The organism is Pseudomonas sp. rhizo25, assembly GCF_031931935.1.
Taxonomy (GTDB): Bacteria; Pseudomonadota; Gammaproteobacteria; order Pseudomonadales; family Pseudomonadaceae; genus Aquipseudomonas; species Aquipseudomonas synxantha.
The window spans coordinates 68,152-90,481 of the sequence record NZ_JAUJXA010000010.1 but is presented as its reverse complement, the minus strand read 5'-3'; the positions used below and the strand labels follow the sequence as shown (position 1 = coordinate 90,481).

Genomic DNA, 22,330 nt, shown 5'->3' with positions numbered 1-22,330 from the left:
TGCGCGGCCGTTTGTGCCTTGACCCGATGCAATTGGCAGCTTAAAACTTGAGGCTCACCTGCAGGGGCCTCCGATGATCACCAGCAAGCTGCCGAACGTCGGCACGACCATTTTCACCACCATGTCGCAACTCGCTGCTGAAACCGGCGCGCTCAACCTGTCCCAGGGTTTCCCGGATTTCAATGGACCGCAAGGTTTGCTCGACGCAGTGGGCAAGCATATCGCTCTGGGTCACAACCAATACGCGCCCATGACCGGCTTGCCCGTGTTGCGGCAGCAGGTGGCTGCCAAAATTGCTCGCAGTTATGGCGCCACAGTCAATGCCGACAGCGAGGTGACCATCACTCCTGGCGCCACCGAGGCGATCTTCTGCGCGATCCAGGCGGTGATTCGCAATGGCGATGAAGTCATCGTGTTCGACCCCAGCTACGACAGCTATGAGCCCTCAGTGGAGCTGGCCGGTGGTCGTTGCGTGCACGTGCAACTGAGCCTGGACGGCTTTGCCCTCGACTTCGAGAAGATCAAGGCGGCACTGTCACCGCGCACCCGCATGATCATCATCAACTCGCCCCATAACCCGACTGGCGCGCTGATCAGCCGTGCCGAGCTGGACCAGTTGGCCGAACTGATCCGCGACCGCGATATCTACCTGGTCAGCGATGAGGTCTACGAACATCTGGTGTTCGACGGTGTGCCACACGTCAGCGTTCTCGCCCACGAAGAGTTGTATCAGCGCGCTTTCGTGGTCAGTTCCTTCGGCAAGACTTATCACGTGACCGGCTGGAAAACCGGCTATGTGGTCGCTCCCCCGGCCCTCAGTGCCGAACTGCGCAAGGTGCATCAATATGTCAACTTTTGTGGCGTGACCCCTTTGCAGTACGCTTTGGCTGACTTCATGGCTGATCACCCGGAGCATGTCGAAGAACTGCCGGCCTTTTACCAGGCCAAGCGCGACATGTTTTGCGACCTGCTGGGGCTATCCCGCTTCAGTTTTACCCGGGTGAGCGGCACTTATTTCCAACTGGTGGATTACTCACAGATTCGCCCAGACCTGGATGACATTGCCATGTCCTTGTGGATGACCCGCGAACACGGCGTGGCGACCATACCGGTCTCGGTGTTCTACCAGAACCCACCCCAAGGCCAGCGCCTGGTGCGCCTGTGCTTTGCCAAACGCGAGGAGACGCTGCAACAAGCAGCCGAAAAGCTATGCGTGATCTGAGTGCACTGCCCAATCTGAACATCGCCCTGATCCAGACCAGCCTGGTGTGGCATGACCGTCAGGCTAACCTTGAGCATTTTGAGCTGCTGCTGGAGCAGGCCAATGGCGCCGACCTGATCATACTGCCGGAGATGTTCACCACCGGTTTCTCCATGGAGTCCGAAGCGCTCGCCGAGCCGGAAAACGGCCCGACCCATCACTGGCTCCAGGCGCAGGCATCCAAATACAACGCGGTGATCACTGGCAGCGTGATTATCCAGGCCGCCGACGGTAGCCACCGCAACCGCCTGTTGTGGGCAAGGCCGGATGGCGAGGTGTTGCATTACGACAAGCGTCACCTGTTCCGCATGGCCGGTGAGCACGATCACTACACCCCCGGTGAACGCCAGGTGCAGTTTGAGTTGAAGGGCTGGCGCATACGCCCACTGATTTGCTACGACCTGCGCTTCCCGGTATGGAGTCGCGATGCCCAGGACACCGACTTGCTGCTGTACACCGCCAATTGGCCCGGTGCGCGGCGTCAGCATTGGAACCGCTTGTTGCCGGCGCGGGCCATCGAGAATCTGTGTTACGTGGCGGCGGTGAACCGCGTCGGCACGGACGGCAAGGGCTTCGCCTACACCGGCGACAGCCAGGTGCTGGATTTCCAAGGTGAAACCTTGCTGAGTGCAGGGGAGGCGGACGGGGTGTTCCAGGTGATTCTGGATGCGGCGGAGTTGGCTGCTTATCGCACCAGGTTTCCAGCGAACCTGGATGCCGATAGCTTCCAGTTCCTGTAGGAGCGAGCTTGCTCGCGAAAAGCGCCAACGATAACGCAGCGTTATCAGGTTGCCAGCGGTGCCTTTGGGTTTTTCGCGAGCAAGCTCGCTCCTACAAGGTATTGAAACGAGAAGGCCCCTGGATTCACACCCAGGGGCCTTTCACATTTCAGCAGCCGATTACGCCGCTTTGGCTTCCAACTGGCTCAACGAGCGGTTCAGCGCGCTGAACAGCGCCTTGAAGCTGGCGGTGGTGATGTTTTCATCAATACCCACGCCATGCACGGGACGCTCGCCATTCACACGCAGTTCAATGTAGGCCGCCGCCTTGGCGTTGGTGCCTGCACCGATCGCATGCTCGTTGTAGTCCATGATCTCCACGCCAATCGGCAGGCCAGCCACCAAGGCTTCCAGCGCACCGTTGCCTTTGCCTTTCCAGTGCAGGTTGGTCTCGCCCTGGCCCTTGCCGGAGACTTCCACCTCGACAAAGCTGTTGCCGTTTTCTTCCTGCAGACGATGGCTGACCAGCGCATACGGCGTGTTGGCTTGCAGGTATTCGCGCTGCAGCAAGGCGTAGATCTGCGGTGCGGTCATTTCCAGGCCAACGCGGTCGGTCTCGGCCTGGACCACCTGGCTGAATTCGATCTGCATGCGGCGCGGCAAGCTGATGTCGTATTCCTGCTCCAGCAGGTAGGCGATGCCGCCTTTGCCCGACTGGCTGTTCACGCGGATCACGGCTTCGTAGCTGCGGCCAATGTCGGCCGGGTCGATCGGCAGGTACGGTACTTCCCACAACGCATCGTCTTTCTGCTGGGCGAAGCCCTTGCGGATCGCGTCCTGGTGGGAGCCGGAGAACGCGGTGTGGACCAGGTCGCCCACATACGGGTGACGCGGGTGCACCTGGATCTGGTTGCACTCCTCGACGACCTTGCGCACGCCGTCGATATCGGAGAAGTCCAGTTCGGGGTTAACCCCCTGGGTGTAGAGGTTCAGCGCCACGGTCACCAGGTCGACGTTGCCGGTACGCTCGCCGTTGCCGAACAGGCAGCCCTCGACACGGTCGGCGCCGGCCATCAGGCCCAGTTCGGTGGCGGCAACGCCGGTGCCACGGTCGTTGTGGGTGTGCAGGCTGATGATCACACTGTCACGACGGTTGATATGGCGGCCGAACCACTCGATCTGGTCGGCATAGATGTTCGGTGTGGCGCACTCAACCGTGGCCGGCAGGTTGAGGATCATCTTGTGCTCGGGCGTCGGGTTCCACACCTCGATCACGGCGTCGCAGACTTCCTTGGCGAACTCAAGCTCGGTTGCGCTGAAGGTCTCCGGGGAGTATTCGAAGGTCCACTGGGTTTCCGGCTGCTGCGCAGCGTATTTGACGAACAGTTTGGCCGCGTTGACTGCGATGGCCTTGATGCCATCCTTGTCCTGGTTGAACACGATACGGCGGAACGACGGCGACGTAGCGTTGTACAAGTGCACGATGGCCTTCTTGGCACCGCGCAGGGATTCGAAGGTGCGTGCGATCAAGTCTTCACGGCCCTGGGTCAGCACCTGGATGGTGGTGTCCTCGGGGATGTGGTTGTCTTCGATCAGGGTGCGCACGAAGTCGAAATCGGTTTGCGAGGCAGCCGGGAACGACGCTTCGATTTCCTTTACGCCAACCGCGACCAGGGTTTTCCAGAAGCGTAATTTCTTCGCAGCGTCCATCGGCTCGATCAACGACTGGTTGCCATCACGCAGGTCGGAGCTGCACCAGATCGGCGCGGTGGTGATGGTTTTCGAGGGCCAGGTGCGGTCCGGGATATCGATAGTCGGGAACGCGCGGTACTTGGAAGACGGGTCTTTGAGCATGCTCATCGGGAAATCCTTTGTGTAGGGGCCGAGAAGAGGCGGCCTGCCATGCAACTGTTATTGGGGATGGAGCTTGGGACGAGGCAGATCGATTCAGCCTGGCAGTCGTGCGCTGACAAGGCACAGGCTGCGGTGCTGGCGAAGCTGAATGAGGGTGTGAGAGGTTTTCATAAGCCCAACCCTAACCGTGGGCAGGGGAGATGGCAAGTGATCAGGAAAAATTGATAGATTTTCTGATTTTATGCGGTTTTAAGGTTAATTATTGCGGTTATTATTTTTTATATTTGTTGTTGTTGCGCTGCTTTTAAGCAGCGCGCAATTTATTGAGTTCGGGTTTTGTCGCATAGTTCAGGCGTGCACAACGCAATGGCGATCGGTTCGCCATTGCGCAGGCCATGCGCGACTAACACATTCAGGTCACTTGCTGGAAAACCTGATAATCCCCTACCGTAAGGCTGTCCGCTACCCCGGCCCCGGGATCGCGCTGGATGGATGGGCCGCTGATGGCCGTGCTCTTGGAGAATGAAGTGTTCGGGTACACCCCTATACCTATGCCGCCATTCAGTTCGGCCAGGCCTGGTACGTTGCGAGCCGTGTTCATATGGGCCCTGCCTACCAGGGCCAGTACTTTTTCGCCGGGCTTGCGCTTTTGTATGACACGGGTCGCGAAGTAGTTGAGTTCCTGCAGGCGTGTGATGCCATTGTCATTGTCCCCGACGTACTTGTAGAAATCGGGCATATCCGAACGGCGGGTCAAGTAGTGATGCTCAATGGGCCTGACGGTTATACCATTGTCATTGGCAAGCTTAACCAGTTCGGAGAGTGTGGGAGACGCGCCTGGTGGCCGATGACCACCCATGCCGACATCCATAAGCTGGCCTGCGGCATTGAGTTCGATGTTCTCAAGATACAGGGTGGTGACGCCTGCCTCCTTGAGGGCTGGCATGCATTCTTTGATCATCTGGAAACTCGCGATTTCGCGATGAGACTCGCCCAATATCACAATGTCAGTGACGTCATAAGCCTTGCGCAAGAGATCGGCGGGCGACGTGCCGGGTGCAAGCTCCAGCCGAGGCGGGCGCGGCGGCATCTGGCCGGGCGTAAGCATGTTCCGATAGAAGTGAATCAAGTCGCGCCTGAACCAGGTTCTGAATACGGGCAGTCTTGCGGGGGTAAAGTGATTTTCGACCAACCTGCCGTCGGTGATGCTGAAATATTCGTGGTCGGTTAACTTCTGCTTGGCGGGCGCTTGCGCTGTCGATGCTGGCGCTTCTACTGCTTGTGATCCTGAAGCTGAAGCTGAGCTTGACCCTGACCCCCCTGACCCTGAAGCCGATCCCGATCCCGATGCATTTGCTACCGGCGTCGGTGCTCCTCCGGGCAGTCGATTCAGGCGCCATTCACCGTTGCCTGCGTGTTCCACCGACGCCACGATCCTGCTGCTTTTGCTCCTCGTCAGCGGAGCATTGGGGTCGATGATATTGGCCTGCCCACTGCTGGCGTGAAATGCAGAGTCGATCTGATAAACCTTGTTCACGCCAGTGCTATCGGTGAAGCGGATATACCAATTGTCGTCGACATTATAGGTACCGTTGGTGCCTAACTGACGACCAAGGATTATATCGTCGGGTTTGGCGTAGGCGCTCAGGTCGCGGCTTGGAGCGACCCCCAGGGCCGGTGTCTGCACGACACCTTGTTCCACACCTCTGCTAGTGGAGGCGATAGCGGGTGCGGGGCTAGCCGGCGCAGGCAGCGCCCTTGCGGCGGGGCGTATCGGGTTGGCGACGGCAGTCGTTGACGCATTGAATACCGGCCGCATTGACGAAGCGCGAAGGTTGGGGATGCGCGCTGCGGCCAGGGTAAAGTCGGCGTAGATCCCACGGCCCAGGCCGGGGTTCTTGATCAGGTGTGGCAACAGCTGGCTATTGGCGCGCAGCGCAGTCACCGCCGCTTTGCCCAGGCGAGCACCGGCGGAAAGGCCCTTGCCGAGTACGGGTACCAGGTCCAGCAACAGCATGCCCACTTCAATGCCGAACTCGACTTTGTTGATTTTCGACTGGGCCGCTACTTCTGCACTGCTGACGGACTGGTAGTCAGCCTTGTCTATCACCAACTGCACGTGTTGCTTATACAGGTGATCCTCTACATTGCCTGTTATCGGCTCGAGAGTCAGATCGCCGCCTTTGAGCTTTAACGCCTGGACGGCCAGGCTGGTTATTTCATAAGGATCTTTTATCGCCAATGGGTTAGCCAGGCGCTTCTTGGCGGTCTCAATGAACGAGACGAAGTCATCTTTATTTACCGGTGATTTTCTTCGGGCGGTGTAGGCCGTCCACTCATCTTTTTCCAGCAGGGTGTTCAGCGCGGCCTGGTCAGCGACCTCACGAAACACTACGCCATCTGGAGCATCGGGTGCGTACAGCACCAGCGATGAATCCACTTGATTGCCGATCACGAGCACGCCTTGGACGGGTAAGCCGTATTGCACGAGGCTGTTGGCGACGATGGTCTTGCCATCAACCTGAGGGCGATTGGCCGGGTCGGGATAATCCAGCACCGCAGCGACCCATTGCGCAGCGCGTTTTGTCGATTTGTCCTGGCTAGCCTCTGTTTGATAGGCATCGGGGTTGAGCTCGGCGAGAAAGCTTTCTTTGGCCATCAGGTCGTTCAGGTTGGCTTTCCAGGCCTGGCGCAGTTGCGCAGCAGGCCCCGACGCCGTATCAGGCGCCAGCTCCTGTTCAAGCAGCTTGGTGTACTCGCCGCCCACATCTGCGGTATTGACCAGTGTTTTGAGCGTTTCGGTATCGAGTATCACCTGCTTGCCCTTGGCGTCGATGAGGGGCTTGCCCTGGGTGTCGACCAGCGGCAGCGTCAGAGTGGTATGGGTGAATTGGCCGCGTTCGACGGCTGGAAAACCGCTGGGGTTTTGCAATGCCAGGTCGGTCAGGGACACTGAGCGCTGAGCGGGAAAAGTGGTCCTGGCACCACTGCCTCGGCTGCTGTGAATGGTTGTGCGAGTGTCGACCTGAACCATCAGTTGGTCAGCATTCAGGCGTGCCCTCGGGTACTGTCGGCTAAGCGCTTGGTTCAGCCGATCCCGGGAAAAATCCGCCAGGGACGGGATCTTTTCCAGCAGTGAGGCCAACTGGCGCGAACTTTCCCCTTCGGAATGCTCCAGCTTTTCGAAGAGCGCTTCTTGAACCGGTTCGAGGGTTTTCAACCATTGCGGTTGCAGCTTTTCGGCCAGCTTGGCGTCGCGTGCCAGCATGGCATTGGTGCCATCGAATACAAAGAGTGCATCTGCTGCGTCATCGAGGCTTTGTATTGACGCTGGATCCAGCAAGGCGTTGCTGCCGGCGCCAGTGACTGATGGCGCCAATGCCTGGGCCAGGTGCGCATTGATCTGCGTCTCCTGGCGTTTGAGCATCAAGGGGATTGCTTCTGCCAGCACGTCGCCGCTCAGGGGTTCAACACTGCGCATCAGGTCTTTGCCTGAAGGCGCTTCGGGTTGGTTTTGTACAGACAACGGCGCGGTTTGCAGCAGCAGTTCGGCGTCTATTCCGCCCTGGTCAAGGCGTGCCGCCAACGCCTGGCGTGCCTGAGCCGGGGTGGCAAACTCCTCGAAACCCTCACCGGGTGTGTACAGCACGACGGGGCCATTGAGGTCATTGAGAGCAAGGCGCCTGCCGTCTTTTGACCAGGTTGGCGGGGTGGCTGCGCAGCCGTCGGTGCTGGTGATAAGGAAACTGCCCGCCAGCATGGCACCGTGCTCGGTGCCGTCATCCAGGGTGATGGGATACACGCCCGCGCGTGCGCCGTTGGGGAACTGGCGTTCCCGATCGGCCAGCGTGGGATATTGCAGGGCGATATCTATCAAGCGTTTGCTGGCCGGGCTCAGGGTGCCGTCGCTGACACGCAGCGCGGCCAGGGTCGACAGTTGTTGTTTGTGCAGGCTCAGCAGTTGGTCTTGCGGGACTTTCGGCAGTTGCGGGGTGTTCAGGATTTTCTCGATCTGTGCATCCATCGGCGTCAGCCGTGGCGTACTCCAGAACGCTTGCAGGTACGCCGGATACTGCGTGGCAATGGCGCGTGCAATTGATTGCAATGAGCTGGAGGTGCTCAACGTCTTGGGCTCATCGGCAGGCGTGGGGCGAGTCGTGAATTCGGTACGTACCTTGCGTTCTGCGTGCAGGAGCGTATTCGGGTTGGCCAGGATGTTGCGCACCTTTTCACCGAGGGCCTTCATCAGAGGTTCTGATGACAGCGGTGTTTCGTCGTCGCCGTCGCTGCGGTAGCGATTGAAACTGATGGTGTCGGCGGCGAGGGGGCGCAGGTCTGGAAAGGCCTGTTCAAGTTGCGCTTGCACAAAGGCCTTGAAACTCGGTTGTTCGCTTTGCAGGCGTTGCATCTCTTGCGTGAGGCTGTCGTGCTGGGTAAGGAACGCGCGCTGGTGACTGACGTTGAACTGCTTCACAAGCTTGGGGTAATGCACGCCGACGGGGGCAATCCCGGAAGACGTGGGCAGCGCCAGATCGTCTGGGGCATAGCTCAAGGCCGCTGGCGGCGAGGACGTAGATTGGTGTGTATCGGCTGGACGATGGACGCCGGCGTTGTCGACATAGAGACGATAAAAGGCGTCAAAGGGGCTGCGCGGAGCAGCCTCTAGAAGAATAGGCATAAGCGGGCACTCGCAGGATGAATGGGCTGTTCATATCGTCGTTACGCTCCCGGTAACGCGTAGGTTGGGTGCGTATTGACCATCCGGTGGTTCCTGCTGCAAATGTAAGCAGGAGCGAGCGTGTTGCAGTGAAATCGGTGCAGTTCAGGCTAGGCGGGAGGAAAGAGAAGGGCGCGCAGGGGAAGGCGCCCAGGCATGGCTGTCAAGGCTGAAATGCGCCGATAAAAATTGCCGGGTCGACCCTGGCATCGTTAAGGCTGACATTCCAATGCATATGCGGCCCGGTGGCTCGGCCAGTTGCGCCGACCTTGCCCACCACCGCACCGCGGACCAGTTGCTGACCCACTTTCACATCGATCTTCGACATATGGCAGAACATGCTGATAAAGCCCTGGCCATGGTCGACGAACACGGTATTGCCGTTGAAAAAGTAGTTGCCGACCAGGATCACCTTGCCGTTCGCCGGCGTCTTGATGGGCGTACCGGCCGGCACGGCGAAATCCAGGCCTGAGTGCGGGTTGCGTTCTTCACCGTTGAAAAAACGGCGCACGCCGAACCTGCTCGACAGCGGACCATTCACCGGTTTGTCCAGCACCAGGTTGCTTGGCAGGGTAGGGCTGAAGCTGCGGTAAGCCTTGAGCTGCACGGCCAGTTCCCCTTCGATGCGCTTGAGCTGCGCAGGGGCTGGATTGACCTGGCTTTTATTCTTCAAGGTAATGCGCTGTTCCGGGTACTTCTTGTAGCCGACGATAAACGGCAGATTGCGCCCGCCGCTGCTGATGCGCTCGTTGCCAGGCTTGACCGTCAAAGGGATGCCGACAATCGCCAGCCAGTTGTCCTGCTCCTTGACCACCAGCACCGGCTTGCCTTGGTAAGTAGCCTTCGGCGCCGTGGCGGACGGGCCCAGCTCGACCACCGCCACGCCACCCGGCACCGGTTTGTTCAGGGTGCGGGTGATATAGCTGTCAGCCTGGGCGTTAACGGCCAGGCACAGCAGCAGCAACAAGCTCAATAGACGTGGCATCAATCAATCCAGTAGCGAAAGGGTGACGGGTGTCAGGTGGTTGTCTTCCACCCGCACTTGCAATTGGCCTTCACCGAGACGCGCGGTCAGGCGCTGGCCGGTGTGGGTTTGTGCGGCATTGCGAATGGCCTGGCCGCGCTCGTCGAGCAGGATGCTGTAGCCACGACCCAGGGTTGCCAACGGGCTGACCACCTGCAACGTCTGCACCTGGCTTTGCAGTTGCAGGCGCCGCGCCTTGAGGCCTTCGCGCATGGCGCGGGGCAGGCGCTCGGCGAGGCTATCCAGGCGCTGGCGCAACAGCGCCAGTTGGCGGCCCGGATGCTGGCCGGCGAGGCGGGTTTCCAGGCGGATCAGGCGCTCGCGCCGGGTATTGAGGCTGCGCTCGAAGGCGCGGCGCAGGCGCATGTCAAGGTCGTCCAGGCGCTGGGCCTGCTGGCGCAAGCGCTCGCCTGGGTGACGCAGGCGCCGGGCCATGCCTTCCAGGCGCAGGCGGTCGTGGGCCAATCGGTTGCGCATCAGCATCACCAGGCGGCGGTGCAGGTTGTCGACCTGGCGTACCCAGTGGCTGGCGTCCGGTGCGAGCAGCTCGGCGGCGGCGGATGGCGTAGGCGCACGCACGTCTGCGACAAAATCGCAGATGGACACATCGGTTTCATGGCCGACGGCACTGACGATGGGCGTCACGCAGGCGTCCACCGCTCGGGCCACGGCCTCCTCGTTGAAGCACCAGAGGTCTTCCAGCGAGCCGCCGCCTCGGGCCAGGATCAACGCGTCGAACCCACGTGCGTCGGCCAGTTTCAATGCACGCACAATCTGCGGGATGGCTTCGCGACCCTGCACGGCGGTGGGGATCAGGGTCAGCTCAATGTTCGGTGCCCGACGGCGGAACACGCTGATGATGTCGCGGATCACCGCACCGGTCGGCGAACTGATAATGCCGATCCTTTGTGGATGCGCCGGCAGTGGGACTTTACGCTCGGCACTGAATAACCCTTCGGCGCTGAGCTTCTCTTTCAGCGCGTCGAAGGCCAGGCGCAGCGCGCCATCACCGGCAGGTTCCACCGTATCGAGAATCAGCTGGTAGTCACCGCGGCCCTCGAACAGCGAGACCTTGCCGCGCACCTTGACCGCCAGGCCGTCCTTCAACGCCTGGCGCACCCGTGCCGCGTTGTTGCGAAACAGCGCACAACGCACCTGGGCGCCGCTGTCCTTGAGGGTGAAATACACATGGCCGGAGGCTGGGCGGGCGAGGTTGGAGATCTCGCCTTCGACCCAGATATTGGTGAACACGTCTTCCAGCAACACCCGCGCACGGCCGTTGAGCTGGCTGACAGTCAGGACTTCGCGGTCCAGGCCCAGGCGGGCAAAGGGATCTTTAATCATGGGCGGCAGTTTATAGGCATTCGTGCAGGGTTTGACAGAATTGCTCCACCAGCGTGCTCGGCAGCTGCGCGCAGGCCAGGGCTACGGTGCTGTGACAGTCCGGGTCGGCCAGGGGCAGGAAGTGCAGGTTGGCAGGGGCGATGTCCTGCATGGACTTGGGTAACAAGGCAATGCCGAAGCCGGTCTGGATCAATTGCAACTGCGTAGTCTTGCGAGACATCACCCGCGCCGCCCTGGGGAAAAAACCGGCGCGCATGCATAGCTCTGCCGACAGATAACTCAGCCCGCCACGTTGTGGATGGGGGATCGAGATAAACGCTTCGTCCTTGAGCCGGGCCAATTCCACAGCGCCGTCGCTACATGCCAGAGGATGACTTGGCGGCACCGCCAGCACCAATGGCTCGTTGTACAACGGCACCACGCGCACCCCTTCGCGCTGGCGCAACACCGGCAAGCGCAACAGGCCGACATCCAGGCGACCGTCGGCAATTTCTTCCAACTGAGCCTCGGAGGAGAGTTTGGCGATATCCATCGACACCCCGGGGCAACGCTCCAGCCAGGTGCTGATGCCCTGCAGTAGCGCGCCGCTCATCGGCACGGTGCTCGAATGACTCAGGCGCAAGGTGCCGAGCTGGCCATTGCCCACCTGTGTCGCCATCTCGCTGGCCTTGAGCAGCTCACCCAGCAGGTTGCGTGCCCGTGGATAAAAGGCCTCACCGGCCGCCGTCAGGCGCGGCTGGCGAGCGGTGCGCTCGAACAAGGGGGTCTGCAATTGGTTTTCCAACGCCTTGATCTGCCGGCTCAAGGCCGACTGCGCCACGAACAGACGCTCGGCCGCGGCGCTGAAGCTGCCGCTGTCGGCGATTTCGACGAAGTAACGCAGTTGCCGGGTAGAAATCACGGGGCATGCCTTTTAGAGATGGGTGGACGGCTTTGAAGATATTAGTCGCAACACTCACCGATGGCTAAAGTGAAGGCCAGGTCTTTTAAGGAATAGCCCATGAGCGCGGTTGAGTGGATGAGTCAGTGGTCGTTCGGCGCAGTGGATTGGCTGGTGATCGGCCTGGGCATTGTGGTGGCCTATATCGTGTTTGGCATCGCCGGCTTCGGCACGGCGTTGGTGGCGGGGCCGGTCTTGCTGATGTTTATGCCGCTGTCGAAGATCATCCCGCTGCTGGTGCTGCTGGATTTTGTCGCGGCGTTTGGCGGCCTGCTGCAAACGCGACGGGAGGTGAACACACCGGAGCTGCTGCGATTACTGCCGTGCATGGCGATAGGCTGCACTCTGGGCGTGGTGTTTTTGCTCAATCTGCATTCGGATTTGCTACTGCTGTTGATGGGGCTGTTTATCAGCGCCTACGCCCTTTATAGCCTGGCGGTGAAGGCCCGGCCGACGCGGCTGGCGGCGGGTTGGTCGGTGCCCATGGGCACAGTGGGCGGCTTGTTTGGTGCGTTGTTTGGCAGTGGCGGCTTTTTATACGCCATTTATCTCAATAGCCGATTATCCAAGGACGCGGCGCGGGCCACACAAAGTGCGCTGATCAGTTGCAGCACGGTGGTGCGCCTGAGTTTGTTTCTGATTGCCGGGGTATATGCGGATCTGCCCTTGTTGATGTTGGCGGTTTGCCTGTTGCCCGCGATGGCCTTCGGGCTTTGGTGTGGACGCAGGCTGACGATGCGCATGTCTCGTGAAGCGTTTGTGCGTTTGGTGACCTGGTTGGTGCTGGCCAGTGGTATTGCGTTGATCGGGCGGTATTTGAGCACTTGACCTGTGTGGGGCAGGGATTAAGCTGCCAGCCTTTAGGGCGCCATCGGGGGCAAGCCCCCTCCCACATTTTGAATTGTTAATACGTTCAAAGGTGGGAGGGGCTTGCCCCCGATGGCGCCAGACGCCACACCGCAGGACTCCCATGAACTCCCAAAGCATCCTCGTCCCGAAAATCTCCACCTTGCCGGTCCACGAACCCCGCGCCCGGGCAATCGTGCGCTGGCTGGTGCGCAAGAACATCGTCAAGGAAGAGTTAACCACCTGCGGCCGCACGGGTAACCGCATGGCCTACGCCCTGGCCGATGGCGCCCGCGCCGTGGTGCTGCATCCCGAGGCGCTGCCGTTCAATGAGCCGGTCAATGGCCTGGAGATCATCTACAAACGTTGCATCTATACGCCGGCCAAGGGCTTTCTCGAAGAGGCCGGTTGCCCGGAATGCCTCAAGGAAGTCGGCGAGGCGCTGTTCGAAAGCCTGGAAGACTGGATGCCCGGCCACACCGACAATTTCACCTGCCCGCTGTGTGGGCATGAAGATGACATCAACGGCTTCCTGTTCCTGCAGGAATGCGGGTTTTCCAACCTGGGGTTCATCTTTAACAACTGGGCAGAGGCGGGCTTCAAGCAGAGCTTTATCGACGAGTTTGCCGATTGGTTGGACCAGAAGATCGCCTGGGTCAAAGTCGAACTGTAGGAGTGAGCTTGCTCGCGAAAATCATCAACGATAATGCGGGCTGTCTGGTTTTACGTGGTGCCTTGGCGTTCTTCGCGAGCAAGCTCGCTCCTACAGAAAAGCAGCAGGTTTTCTCCATCTATCAGTAATACCAAGTTTGTCAGAGTTTTACATTGAGCCTGGCAGGGTGCATGTATATAATGGCGCGCTTCCATTTTCCCGCTCGGGAGCCCCCGCGATGCTGCGTATCAGCCAAGAAGCTCTGACATTCGACGACATTCTCCTAGTGCCCGGTTATTCCGAGGTGCTTCCTAACGAAGTCAGTCTCAAGACCCGCCTAACCCGTGGCATCGAGCTGAATATTCCCCTGGTTTCCGCTGCCATGGACACCGTCACCGAAGCCCGTCTGGCCATCGCCATGGCTCAGGAAGGCGGCATCGGCATCATCCACAAGAACATGACCATCGAGCAGCAAGCTGCCGAAGTGCGCAAGGTCAAGCGTTACGAAGCCGGTGTGGTGAAAGATCCGATCACCATCGAGGCCGACGCCACCGTGCGCGACCTGTTCGATCTCACGCGCCTGCACAATATCTCCGGCGTCCCGGTACTGCACGATGGCGACCTGGTCGGCATCGTCACTTCCCGCGACGTGCGTTTCGAGAACCGCCTTGAAGTCACCGTCCGTGAAGTGATGACGCCTAAAGAGCGCCTCGTCACCGTCAAGGAAGGCGCCGACAAGAACGATGTGCGCGAACTGCTGCACAAGCACCGCATCGAGCGCGTGCTGATCGTCGACGACAAGTTTGCCCTCAAAGGCATGATGACCGTCAACGACATCGAAAAAGCCAAGGCTTACCCGCTGGCCAGCAAGGATGACCAAGGTCGTCTGCGTGTTGGCGCCGCCGTGGGTACCGGTAAAGACACCGGCGACCGCGTTTCGGCGCTGGTTGCTGCCGGTGTTGACGTGGTGGTGGTCGACACTGCCCACGGTCACTCCAAGGGCGTGATCGACCGCGTGCGCTGGGTCAAGCAGAACTTCCCTGACGTGCAAGTGATCGGCGGCAACATCGCCACTGGCGCTGCGGCCAAGGCCCTGGCCGAAGCCGGCGCCGATGCGGTCAAGGTCGGTATCGGCCCTGGCTCGATCTGCACCACGCGTATCGTCGCTGGTGTGGGCGTGCCGCAGATCAGCGCCATCGCCAACGTCGCCGCTGCCCTTGAAGGCACAGGCGTGCCGTTGATCGCCGACGGCGGCATCCGTTTCTCCGGTGACCTGTCCAAGGCCATCGTCGCCGGTGCTTCCTGCGTGATGATGGGCTCGATGTTCGCCGGTACCGAAGAAGCGCCGGGCGAGATCGAACTGTTCCAGGGCCGTTCGTACAAGGCTTACCGCGGCATGGGTTCGCTGGGCGCCATGTCCCAGGCGCAAGGTTCTTCCGACCGTTACTTCCAGGACTCCTCGGCAGGCGCCGAGAAGCTCGTACCGGAAGGTATCGAAGGCCGTGTGCCGTACAAAGGCACCCTGAGCGCGATCATCCATCAACTGATGGGCGGCCTGCGTTCCTCGATGGGCTACACCGGCAGCGCCGACATCGAAGAAATGCGCACCAAGCCGGAGTTCGTACGGATCACCGGCGCCGGCATGGCTGAATCCCATGTCCACGACGTGCAGATCACCAAGGAAGCGCCAAACTACCGCGTAGGTTGAGGCTTCCAGCAAAACGTTAAGTAACCGGGGCTGTTCTTTCAGCCCCGAGTTGTTTCTGATTCATTAGACGAGACTGACTTCATGGCCCTCGACATTCACGCCCACCGCATCCTGATCCTCGACTTCGGTTCCCAGTACACCCAACTGATCGCCCGCCGCGTGCGTGAAATCGGCGTGTACTGCGAACTGCACCCGTTCGACATGGATGACGCAGCGATCCGCGAATTCGCCCCTAAAGGCGTCATCCTCGCCGGTGGCCCCGAGTCCGTGCACGAAGCCGACAGCCCGCGCTGCCCGCAGGCGGTATTTGACTTGGGCGTGCCGGTCTTCGGTATCTGCTACGGCATGCAGACCATGGCCGAGCAACTGGGCGGCAAGGTCGAAGGTTCCGAGCTGCGTGAATTTGGTTATGCCCGTGTCGACGTGGTCGGCAAGAGCCGCCTGCTGGACGGCATCGAAGACCACATCGACGCCGACGGCCTGTTCGGCCTCGACGTATGGATGAGCCACGGTGACAAGGTCACCAAGATGCCGCAGGACTTCCACATCCTGGCCAGCACCCCAAGCTGCCCGATCGCCGGTATGTTCAGCGACGAGCGTCGTTACTACGGCGTGCAGTTCCACCCGGAAGTGACCCACACCAAGCAAGGCGGGCGCATCCTGTCGCGCTTCATCCTCGACATCTGCGAGTGTGAAGCTCTGTGGACCCCGTCGAAGATCGCTGAAGACGCCATCGCCCAGGTACGCGCCCAGGTCGGCACTGATAACGTGCTGCTCGGCCTGTCCGGCGGCGTTGACTCCTCGGTGGTTGCTGCGCTGCTGCACAAAGCCATCGGCGACCAGCTCACCTGCGTATTCGTCGACAACGGCCTGCTGCGCCTGCACGAAGGCGAGCAAGTGATGGCCATGTTCGCCGAGAACATGGGCGTCAAGGTGATCCGTGCCAACGCCGAGGAGCAGTTCCTCAACAACCTGGCCGGCGAGTCCGACCCGGAGAAGAAGCGCAAGATCATCGGTCGTACTTTCATCGACGTATTCGATGCCCAGTCCAACAAACTGGACAACATCAAGTACCTCGCCCAGGGCACCATCTACCCTGACGTGATCGAGTCGGCTGGCGCCAAAAGTGGCAAGGCTCACGTGATCAAGTCCCACCACAACGTCGGTGGCCTGCCTGAGGAAATGAACCTCAAGCTGGTAGAACCGCTGCGCGAACTGTTCAAAGACGAAGTCCGCCGCCTGGGCCTGGAACTCGGCCTGCCGTACGACATGGTCTACCGCCACCCATTCCCGGGCCCGGGCCTGGGCGTGCGGATCCTGGGTGAAGTGAAGAAGGAATACGCCGACCTGCTGCGTCGCGCCGATCACATCTTCATCGAAGAACTGCGCAAGGCCGACTGGTACCACAAGGTCAGCCAGGCCTTCGTAGTGTTCCAGCCGGTGAAATCGGTTGGTGTTGTTGGCGATGGCCGTCGTTACGCGTGGGTTGTGGCGCTGCGTGCCGTAGAGACTATCGACTTCATGACCGCGCGTTGGGCGCACCTGCCTTACGAACTGCTGGAAACCGTCAGCGGCCGGATCATCAATGAGATCGAAGGTATTTCCCGCGTGACTTATGACGTGTCGAGCAAGCCGCCGGCGACTATTGAGTGGGAATGATCCTGCACTGGCAGGTCAATGCTGAATAACAAAACCCCGGCATGGTGCCGGGGTTTTGCTTTATGTGGCAGCCTTCAATAGAACTCGTCAAGCAAGCAGTAATACGCAATGCGCTGCTCATCAGGCTCTACGCCGTAGCATTTGAAGAACGGCGCCACCCATGCTTGTCCAAAGTTCTGGGTAATGCTGCGCGCTGCCAGGGCCAGGTCCTGGTAGCGGTCACTGACGCCTAAGCGGCCACAATCGATAAAACCGCTGAAACGACCGTCTGCTGTCATGAGGTTCGGCAGGCAGGCGTCGCCATGGGTCACCACCAAGTCTTGAATGATTGGCCGTGTCGATACCAGTTCGTCCAACACTTGCTCGCCGCTTTGCCCTTGTCGTTCATCGTCGAAATCGGTCTCGTCGACCAAGCCCGCGTTGACGTGGCCCCGTGCGGTCGCGATGCGCACTTCAAGGGAGTGATCGAACGGGCACAGAGCGGTGGGAACCTGATGCAGCGTGCGCAGGGCACTCGCCAGGATTTCTATGATGTGCGCCACAGGAAGGTCGTCGACCGTCGCCAGGTCCTTTCCTGGCATGGCGCTCATCAGTAGCCAGTGACGATCCTGGTCTATCACCTCATCCACGACAATTGGTGCCGGTAGCCCTTGTTGCCGCAGCCAGCGCAGGCGCTCGATTTCGTCCGCCAGCTCAGCGAACTCTCCAAGGGGCTCGGATTTCAGGAACAGGTCTTCGCCTTGTTCGCTGCGCAGTCGATAGACGTCTGCGCGCGACTCGCCGATAGACTGTTGTTCAATCAGTGCATGGGGGAACTGTTCGCGCCATGTGTTCGGGATATTCACAGTGTTCTCATTTCCTGGTTTCAGCTGTGCTGCTCATAGCGGCACCGGTTTGCCAACCATCACCATACCCATGTCTTCAAGCGCGGCAAACAACGCTTTGAGGCTGTCGAAGCGCTTACCGCTCACGCTCGGCCAATTGGGTCGCTCGATGAAGAAGTAGCCGTTCTGCTTACGAATATCCGTAGAGACCAACTCCCCCAGTTTGCTGCGATGTTTCAGGGTCGGCGACACCGATGACGAGTCGACGGTAAACGTTCCGGCGCGTTGCAGCAGGGCGTCGAACTCCGCGGCGGTTGCAGGTTTCCGGGGGATCTGCGACTGAAACAGCAGGTCGCTTTTCACCGCGCCTTCCTCGCCGGTTGCCGGGATGCCAGGGTCCGGGATGATGCCTTGGGATTGCCCGGGCGCGACATCCTCTACCCTCAGGCCATGCACTTCTTCCAGTTCGCTCAGCCCGGGAACCCCCTTGTAGCTGCTGACGTGGGTATTGCCCACCAGTGCCACCCATTTGTGCGCACCTTGGGCCGCCTGGTCGGCACGGATCACGGTGCTTGCGTAGTAGTTCATCAAGGCGTGGCGTTGCGCACCTCGGGCGATCTGGCTATCGGTCACGGCCGGGATAAATCCGTCGGTACGGTAACTGGCCAGGCAATCGATGGCCTGGATGCGGATCTTGTGCGCGCGGGCGGCTTTGATCAGCTCCATGAAGTTGTATTGGCCCAGCGGATCGGTGCCCATGCCGGTATCGAGGCTCTGCAGGTAGCGCCTGAGCGTCTCGGGCATTTCGCCGCTTTCGAAAAAACTGTCCAGGGCTGCCTGGTGAAAGTCGCGCAGCAGGTGCTCGCAGTACAACGTCTTGACGTTTTTCTGCGCCAGTAACTCCATGTACTCGATCAGCAGTTGTTTGCTGCCCACGCCGCTGTGGGCTTCGCCGACCACGATGCCACGTCCGTCCTCCAGCAGTGCCTCCAGCCAGGTTGCCGTGGGCGCCTTGGCTGGCACCGAGGGAATGGGCGGGCGATTGGCTGCACGGAACCGACGCAGGAAGGCCACCGCATCCTTGAACAGTTGCTGCCTTCTGCTTTTGAACGGCGCGTACGGGTCGGCGCCGTTGTCAAAGAGGTTCACGCCCTCGTCGCTCAGGGCATATTTCGCAGTGCCAGGCCCTGCGGCGGCATTTTCCAGGGGGGCACGCAGGTCCGGCGGTATTTCATAGGCGATGGCCGGGCTTTGCACCGTCGGCACCGGTCGGCGGCCAGGCACCCGGTTCAGGAGTTGCCCGGCGCCGCCTTTCAAGCCAGGCCTGGGCAGCACTTCCCATTCACCCTGGGCGTTGAAGCGCACCGGGATGGCTTCCGAGAGGGCAAGTGGATGTTCAGGGCTGACAATCGCCCAATGCCCGCCGCCATTGACGTCATTCACATACTGCACGTAATACGGCGTGTCGTTGAGCAGGATGGCCGCCGCCGGGTTGGACTCCAGACGATAGATACCTTGATCCCGGCCGGGCTCGCTGACCGGGTCGCGGCCCTCGAGGATTTCATTGGCTTCCCACGCTGGTGGAATTTCTGGCCGTAGGCCGGCCTCCACCGCGCCGGTGGGAATGGCCGAAGGCGCCAGGGCCGCGCCCGTTTCGGCGGTGGTTTCAACAACGGCCTGCTCGACAGGGCGCTCCAGCTCTATTGCGGGAACCAGCGTCTTGGCCGGCGGCAGGCCTTTGAGCGTGAGGCCGTTTGCGCGCAGGGCGCCGCGCAGCTCAGGCAGCGTCTTGTAGACAGCCCCGTTGAGCCTTGGGAAGGCATCGCGATCAATGAAATAACCGGCGTCCGAGTGTTGGATGCGGTTGCGTACAAGCTTGTTCAGGCGGTTGCGGTGAATAAGCGTCAGCTCATCGCGGGTCTGTTGCATGACGCAGTCCCCTGGCGAGCCGAGGGTTCTTTCAAGGTCTTTCTGTTCAAAGATATAGGGGTGTACTTGTTCGCTCTCACGCATCGGCACTTGCAGGGAAAGGTCGGTGTCCAGCGCATTGAGCGGCGGCTTTACCTGATCGAACGTGGGCAGGTTGTTCACCTTGGGTCCATAAGCGACCTTGATCTGGCTGCCTTCGCCGCCGAGTTCCTCGGTAATGCGCAGACTGGTCCCACCGTTTATTTCACTGATTCCAGCCACCCCTCTGAAGGTGTTGGTGTTTTGCGCCCCGGTGAGCACCACCCATTTGCCGACGCCGTTTTTGGCCTGGTCAAGGCGCAGGATTTCACTGGTGATGAAGTTCTTGGACATTTGCTCATCCACCGCCGACCCTTTGGGCAGGTAGTTGGCCAGGCATTCGCTGGCCTGGATGCGTATATGGTTGTCGCGGGCGGCGTGTAGCAGCTCCAGGGTGTTGAAGCGGCCCATCTCGACGGGGTCCAGCTCGCGCAGGTATTTACCCAGGCGGTCGGGCATGACGCCACTGCGGGCGAACGCATCGAGATCTGCCTGATGAAGGTCGTTGTAGAGCCGATGCAAGTGCAGGGTCTTGACGCCCTGCTTGGCCAGGCGCGGCATCTGCTTGATCAGCATGTAGGTGCTGGCAACGCGTTTAGGGCTCTCGGCGACGACCAGCCCCGGGCCGTTTGCCAGGCATTTATCAAACAATTGGTCGGCGTCCATCCCTGGCGTAATGGCAGGCAATGCCGGCTTCGCGGGCAGGTTGCTGGCGAAAAGTGGACGGGCGTAGAAGTTGCGCGCGCTGGTGAGGATTTTTGCCCGCATGGGATTGATGAAGTAGTCCGAGGTGCTGAAGCTGCCAGCTTCGCCCGTGGGGGTGATGATTGGCTTGATGTAGTCCGGCCCCCCAGACATGGCGAGGCCGATATCGAAACTGTTCTGGTTCTTCAGATCAAAAGGGGTCGGCAAGCTGGAGGGCGGGTTTTCAAAACCCGGTGCCCCATATGAGGTTGGTCGGCGATAGTCGCTCGCGGGCGTCAGCCGGGTACTTGTGGTCGGGGTGTCCATGGGGCTGCCACCGCGCACCGCCTCGGAGGGGCGCAGCACCCGCTCCCATTCGCCCTCGGCATTCAGGCGTACCGGCAGTGAGCCGGTGCTGGCGTGGGGGTTCAGCGGGTCGATGATGGCCCAGGTGCCGCCGCCGTTTACGTCCGCTTCATAACGCACGTAAAACACCGCGTCCTTGAGCTTGATCAGGGTCGAAGGGTTGGCATTGATGCGGTAGATCTGTGCAAAACGGCCGCCTTCGGTCATCGCCGTGGCACCCTCCAGCCCTTGCAGGCGCCGCCAGCTCGAGGGTATTTGCCCAAGGCCGGCGTCGGGCAGCTGGGGCAGTGCGGGGGGCGCCGGCACGGCAGGGCTTGCCGGTTCGGCAGCCTCGGGGTTCAACGCCTCGTCGTACTTGGCCATCTCGGCCGCTTCCGCCGCATCGACGTCGGCACCCACTTCGGCGATAGGCCCAGGCCCATGCAGCGCTGCCAGGTTGAACAGGGTGTCGATCGCGCTGAACACCGAACCGGTCACCCCGGCCTTGCGCTCGGCACTGGTTCGGCCATTGACCGCCTGGTCGATGTTCAGGGCCAGGTTGGCGATGCTGGCGCCCAGCACCGGCAAGGCTATCGGCCATCCAATGACAGCCAGCGGCCCGAATATCTTGAGGCCGGCACTCAGGTAACCGATCCAGATTTTCTTGCTCAGTTGCGCATTGGTGGTCAGCAACTGCTCGGCTTCGTCATACATCGCTGCGCGGGTGCGGTCTCGCAACCAACTGAAGGCGTCCGTGGTGACCGCCTGGTTCTTCTGGTTGATCATGTGATGATCCGACTTGCCCCAGGTCTGCACCAGGCGATTCATCAGGTCAGTGATGCCGTCGGTCATGGCCTCGCGGTCAGTCAGGGAAAAGTGGCAAAGGAACAGGTCACGGGTCTTCTTGTCGTCCATAAGCCCGAGCAACCACCAGTGCAATTGCCCCGCGGTGTCGAACACTTTGAAGGCCTGCTGCTCACCTGGCACATAGAGTATTTGCCGGCCGGCGGCGTCAGTGATGCGCAACAGGTTGGTAGCCACGTGACCGTCCAGGTCAAGGGCGGCGACCTGCGCATTGGCGCCTGGCGCCACGTCGGTTTGCAGCATGGCCAGGCTGACCGGCCAGCTGAGGTGCGGGGCCACGGCCGTGATGCAAGTGTGGAAGTCTTCGGCACTCAGGTGCTTGAGTTCGAGGGCTTGCACCGCCTTGCTGAGGAAATTGCATTTGGCCTGGGTGCGAAAGGCTTCGGCGTGGTCCTGCCAGAAGCTGTCGAGCTTGTCGCGGTAAAGGTCACTGAACTTGAGGGCCCAGAAGTCCTTGAGCACTTCGTTGCCATGCAGGCGCACTTCATTGGTCTGGTTGAAATCGCCGTATTCCGGGCCTTTGGTGTAGAAACCACCGTACAGGTCCAGCAGGTCGGCGTTGTCATAGTCGGTGGCACGGAATCGATGAATCACCAACTCGGTCAGGGTCGTCGACTCGTAGGGTTTTTCCAGGACATGTTCCCAGCCGGTAAAGGTCAGCGAATTGCTTTGGGCCGCCTTGAAGCGGTGGTAGTACACCTCGTCCGGGTCGAGGCCCTCGACGCCGTGCTTTTTCAGAATGCCGCGGGCGGTTTCGTGAGCCGTATCGTGCAGGCTGGGGCAAGCCAGGATCACGCGTCCGGCCAGCGCCTTGAGGGCCGCCTTGTCGGCGGTGTTGGGCAGGGTGTGGGTTTCGCTCGAACTCATGGGAGTGCTCATCCT

13 protein-coding genes are annotated in these 22,330 nt (G+C 60.5%); 6 read left to right on the top strand and 7 right to left on the bottom strand.

The genetic code is table 11. The annotated features are described in order from the left end of the window. The first annotated feature begins 73 nt into the window (after positions 1 to 73). Positions 74 to 1,222, top strand: a complete 1,149-nt coding sequence (locus tag QZR30_RS20380; protein WP_311904046.1) for a pyridoxal phosphate-dependent aminotransferase — start codon at positions 74 to 76, stop codon at positions 1,220 to 1,222. Continuing rightward, the gene (locus QZR30_RS20375) at positions 1,210 to 2,001 is read left to right on the top strand and encodes an amidohydrolase (protein WP_046069437.1); all 792 of its coding nucleotides are present in this window, start codon (positions 1,210 to 1,212) and stop codon (positions 1,999 to 2,001) included. The genes QZR30_RS20380 and QZR30_RS20375 overlap by 13 nt, the downstream gene beginning before the upstream one ends. Before the next feature lie 159 nt (positions 2,002 to 2,160). Here the strand turns inward: QZR30_RS20375 and leuA are convergent, their stop codons facing one another. From leuA to QZR30_RS20350, 5 genes are all read right to left on the bottom strand, one after another. Continuing rightward, the gene (gene leuA, locus QZR30_RS20370) at positions 2,161 to 3,840 is read right to left on the bottom strand and encodes a 2-isopropylmalate synthase (protein ID WP_043046828.1); all 1,680 of its coding nucleotides are present in this window, start codon (positions 3,838 to 3,840) and stop codon (positions 2,161 to 2,163) included. Between the two features lie 406 nt (positions 3,841 to 4,246). After that, positions 4,247 to 8,512 (bottom strand): membrane-targeted effector domain-containing toxin, encoded by a 4,266-nt coding sequence (locus tag QZR30_RS20365; protein WP_311904045.1) that lies wholly within the window; start codon positions 8,510 to 8,512, stop codon positions 4,247 to 4,249. 202 nt (positions 8,513 to 8,714) lie between these two features. Further along, positions 8,715 to 9,536, bottom strand: coding sequence for a M23 family metallopeptidase (locus tag QZR30_RS20360; RefSeq protein WP_046069436.1), 822 nt, complete (start codon positions 9,534 to 9,536; stop codon positions 8,715 to 8,717). Between the two features lie 3 nt (positions 9,537 to 9,539). Then, the gene (gene xseA, locus QZR30_RS20355; RefSeq protein ID WP_056847564.1) at positions 9,540 to 10,919 is read right to left on the bottom strand and encodes an exodeoxyribonuclease VII large subunit; all 1,380 of its coding nucleotides are present in this window, start codon (positions 10,917 to 10,919) and stop codon (positions 9,540 to 9,542) included. Positions 10,920 to 10,929: 10 nt separating this feature from the next. Then, positions 10,930 to 11,820 carry a LysR family transcriptional regulator gene (locus tag QZR30_RS20350; protein ID WP_311904044.1) on the bottom strand — a complete coding sequence of 297 codons (891 nt, stop codon included), beginning with the start codon at positions 11,818 to 11,820 and terminating at the stop codon, positions 10,930 to 10,932. Between the two features lie 99 nt (positions 11,821 to 11,919). Between QZR30_RS20350 and QZR30_RS20345 the strand changes: the two genes are divergently transcribed. The 4 genes from QZR30_RS20345 (at position 11,920) to guaA (ending at position 16,724) form a co-directional block, all read left to right on the top strand. Beyond that, entirely contained in the window at positions 11,920 to 12,687 is a 768-nt protein-coding gene (locus tag QZR30_RS20345; RefSeq protein WP_059396534.1) for a sulfite exporter TauE/SafE family protein, read from the top strand. A 142-nt stretch (positions 12,688 to 12,829) separates the two neighbouring features. Next, a complete protein-coding gene (locus tag QZR30_RS20340) occupies positions 12,830 to 13,378 on the top strand; it encodes a hypothetical protein (protein WP_046069432.1) in 549 nt (182 codons plus the stop codon). Positions 13,379 to 13,595: 217 nt separating this feature from the next. Next, complete coding sequence (gene guaB / locus QZR30_RS20335; RefSeq protein ID WP_016977684.1) at positions 13,596 to 15,065, top strand: IMP dehydrogenase; 1,470 nt, start codon at positions 13,596 to 13,598, stop codon at positions 15,063 to 15,065. An 81-nt stretch (positions 15,066 to 15,146) separates the two neighbouring features. Beyond that, positions 15,147 to 16,724, top strand: coding sequence for a glutamine-hydrolyzing GMP synthase (guaA, locus tag QZR30_RS20330; RefSeq protein ID WP_057013183.1), 1,578 nt, complete (start codon positions 15,147 to 15,149; stop codon positions 16,722 to 16,724). A 74-nt stretch (positions 16,725 to 16,798) separates the two neighbouring features. Here guaA and QZR30_RS20325 read toward each other — a convergent pair whose 3' ends face one another. After that, positions 16,799 to 17,593: an APH(3')-II family aminoglycoside O-phosphotransferase gene (locus QZR30_RS20325; RefSeq protein ID WP_420794073.1), complete on the bottom strand. Its 795-nt coding sequence runs from the start codon at positions 17,591 to 17,593 to the stop codon at positions 16,799 to 16,801. A 9-nt stretch (positions 17,594 to 17,602) separates the two neighbouring features. After that, a complete protein-coding gene (locus tag QZR30_RS20320) occupies positions 17,603 to 22,315 on the bottom strand; it encodes a membrane-targeted effector domain-containing toxin (RefSeq protein ID WP_311904042.1) in 4,713 nt (1,570 codons plus the stop codon). Positions 22,316 to 22,330 lie beyond the last annotated feature (15 nt).

Excerpts from the sequence above, each read along its gene's own strand:
- QZR30_RS20320 (WP_311904042.1), bottom strand. The coding sequence starts at position 22,315 with ATGAGTTCGAGCGAAACCCACACCCTGCCCAACACCGCCGACAAGGCG.
- guaB (WP_016977684.1), top strand. The coding sequence starts at position 13,596 with ATGCTGCGTATCAGCCAAGAAGCTCTGACATTCGACGACATTCTCCTA.
- xseA (WP_056847564.1), bottom strand. The coding sequence starts at position 10,919 with ATGATTAAAGATCCCTTTGCCCGCCTGGGCCTGGACCGCGAAGTCCTG.
- QZR30_RS20360 (WP_046069436.1), bottom strand. The coding sequence starts at position 9,536 with ATGCCACGTCTATTGAGCTTGTTGCTGCTGCTGTGCCTGGCCGTTAAC.
- QZR30_RS20345 (WP_059396534.1), top strand. The coding sequence starts at position 11,920 with ATGAGCGCGGTTGAGTGGATGAGTCAGTGGTCGTTCGGCGCAGTGGAT.
- QZR30_RS20375 (WP_046069437.1), top strand. The coding sequence starts at position 1,210 with ATGCGTGATCTGAGTGCACTGCCCAATCTGAACATCGCCCTGATCCAG.
- QZR30_RS20340 (WP_046069432.1), top strand. The coding sequence starts at position 12,830 with ATGAACTCCCAAAGCATCCTCGTCCCGAAAATCTCCACCTTGCCGGTC.
- leuA (WP_043046828.1), bottom strand. The coding sequence starts at position 3,840 with ATGAGCATGCTCAAAGACCCGTCTTCCAAGTACCGCGCGTTCCCGACT.
- guaA (WP_057013183.1), top strand. The coding sequence starts at position 15,147 with ATGGCCCTCGACATTCACGCCCACCGCATCCTGATCCTCGACTTCGGT.
- QZR30_RS20365 (WP_311904045.1), bottom strand. The coding sequence starts at position 8,512 with ATGCCTATTCTTCTAGAGGCTGCTCCGCGCAGCCCCTTTGACGCCTTT.
- QZR30_RS20380 (WP_311904046.1), top strand. The coding sequence starts at position 74 with ATGATCACCAGCAAGCTGCCGAACGTCGGCACGACCATTTTCACCACC.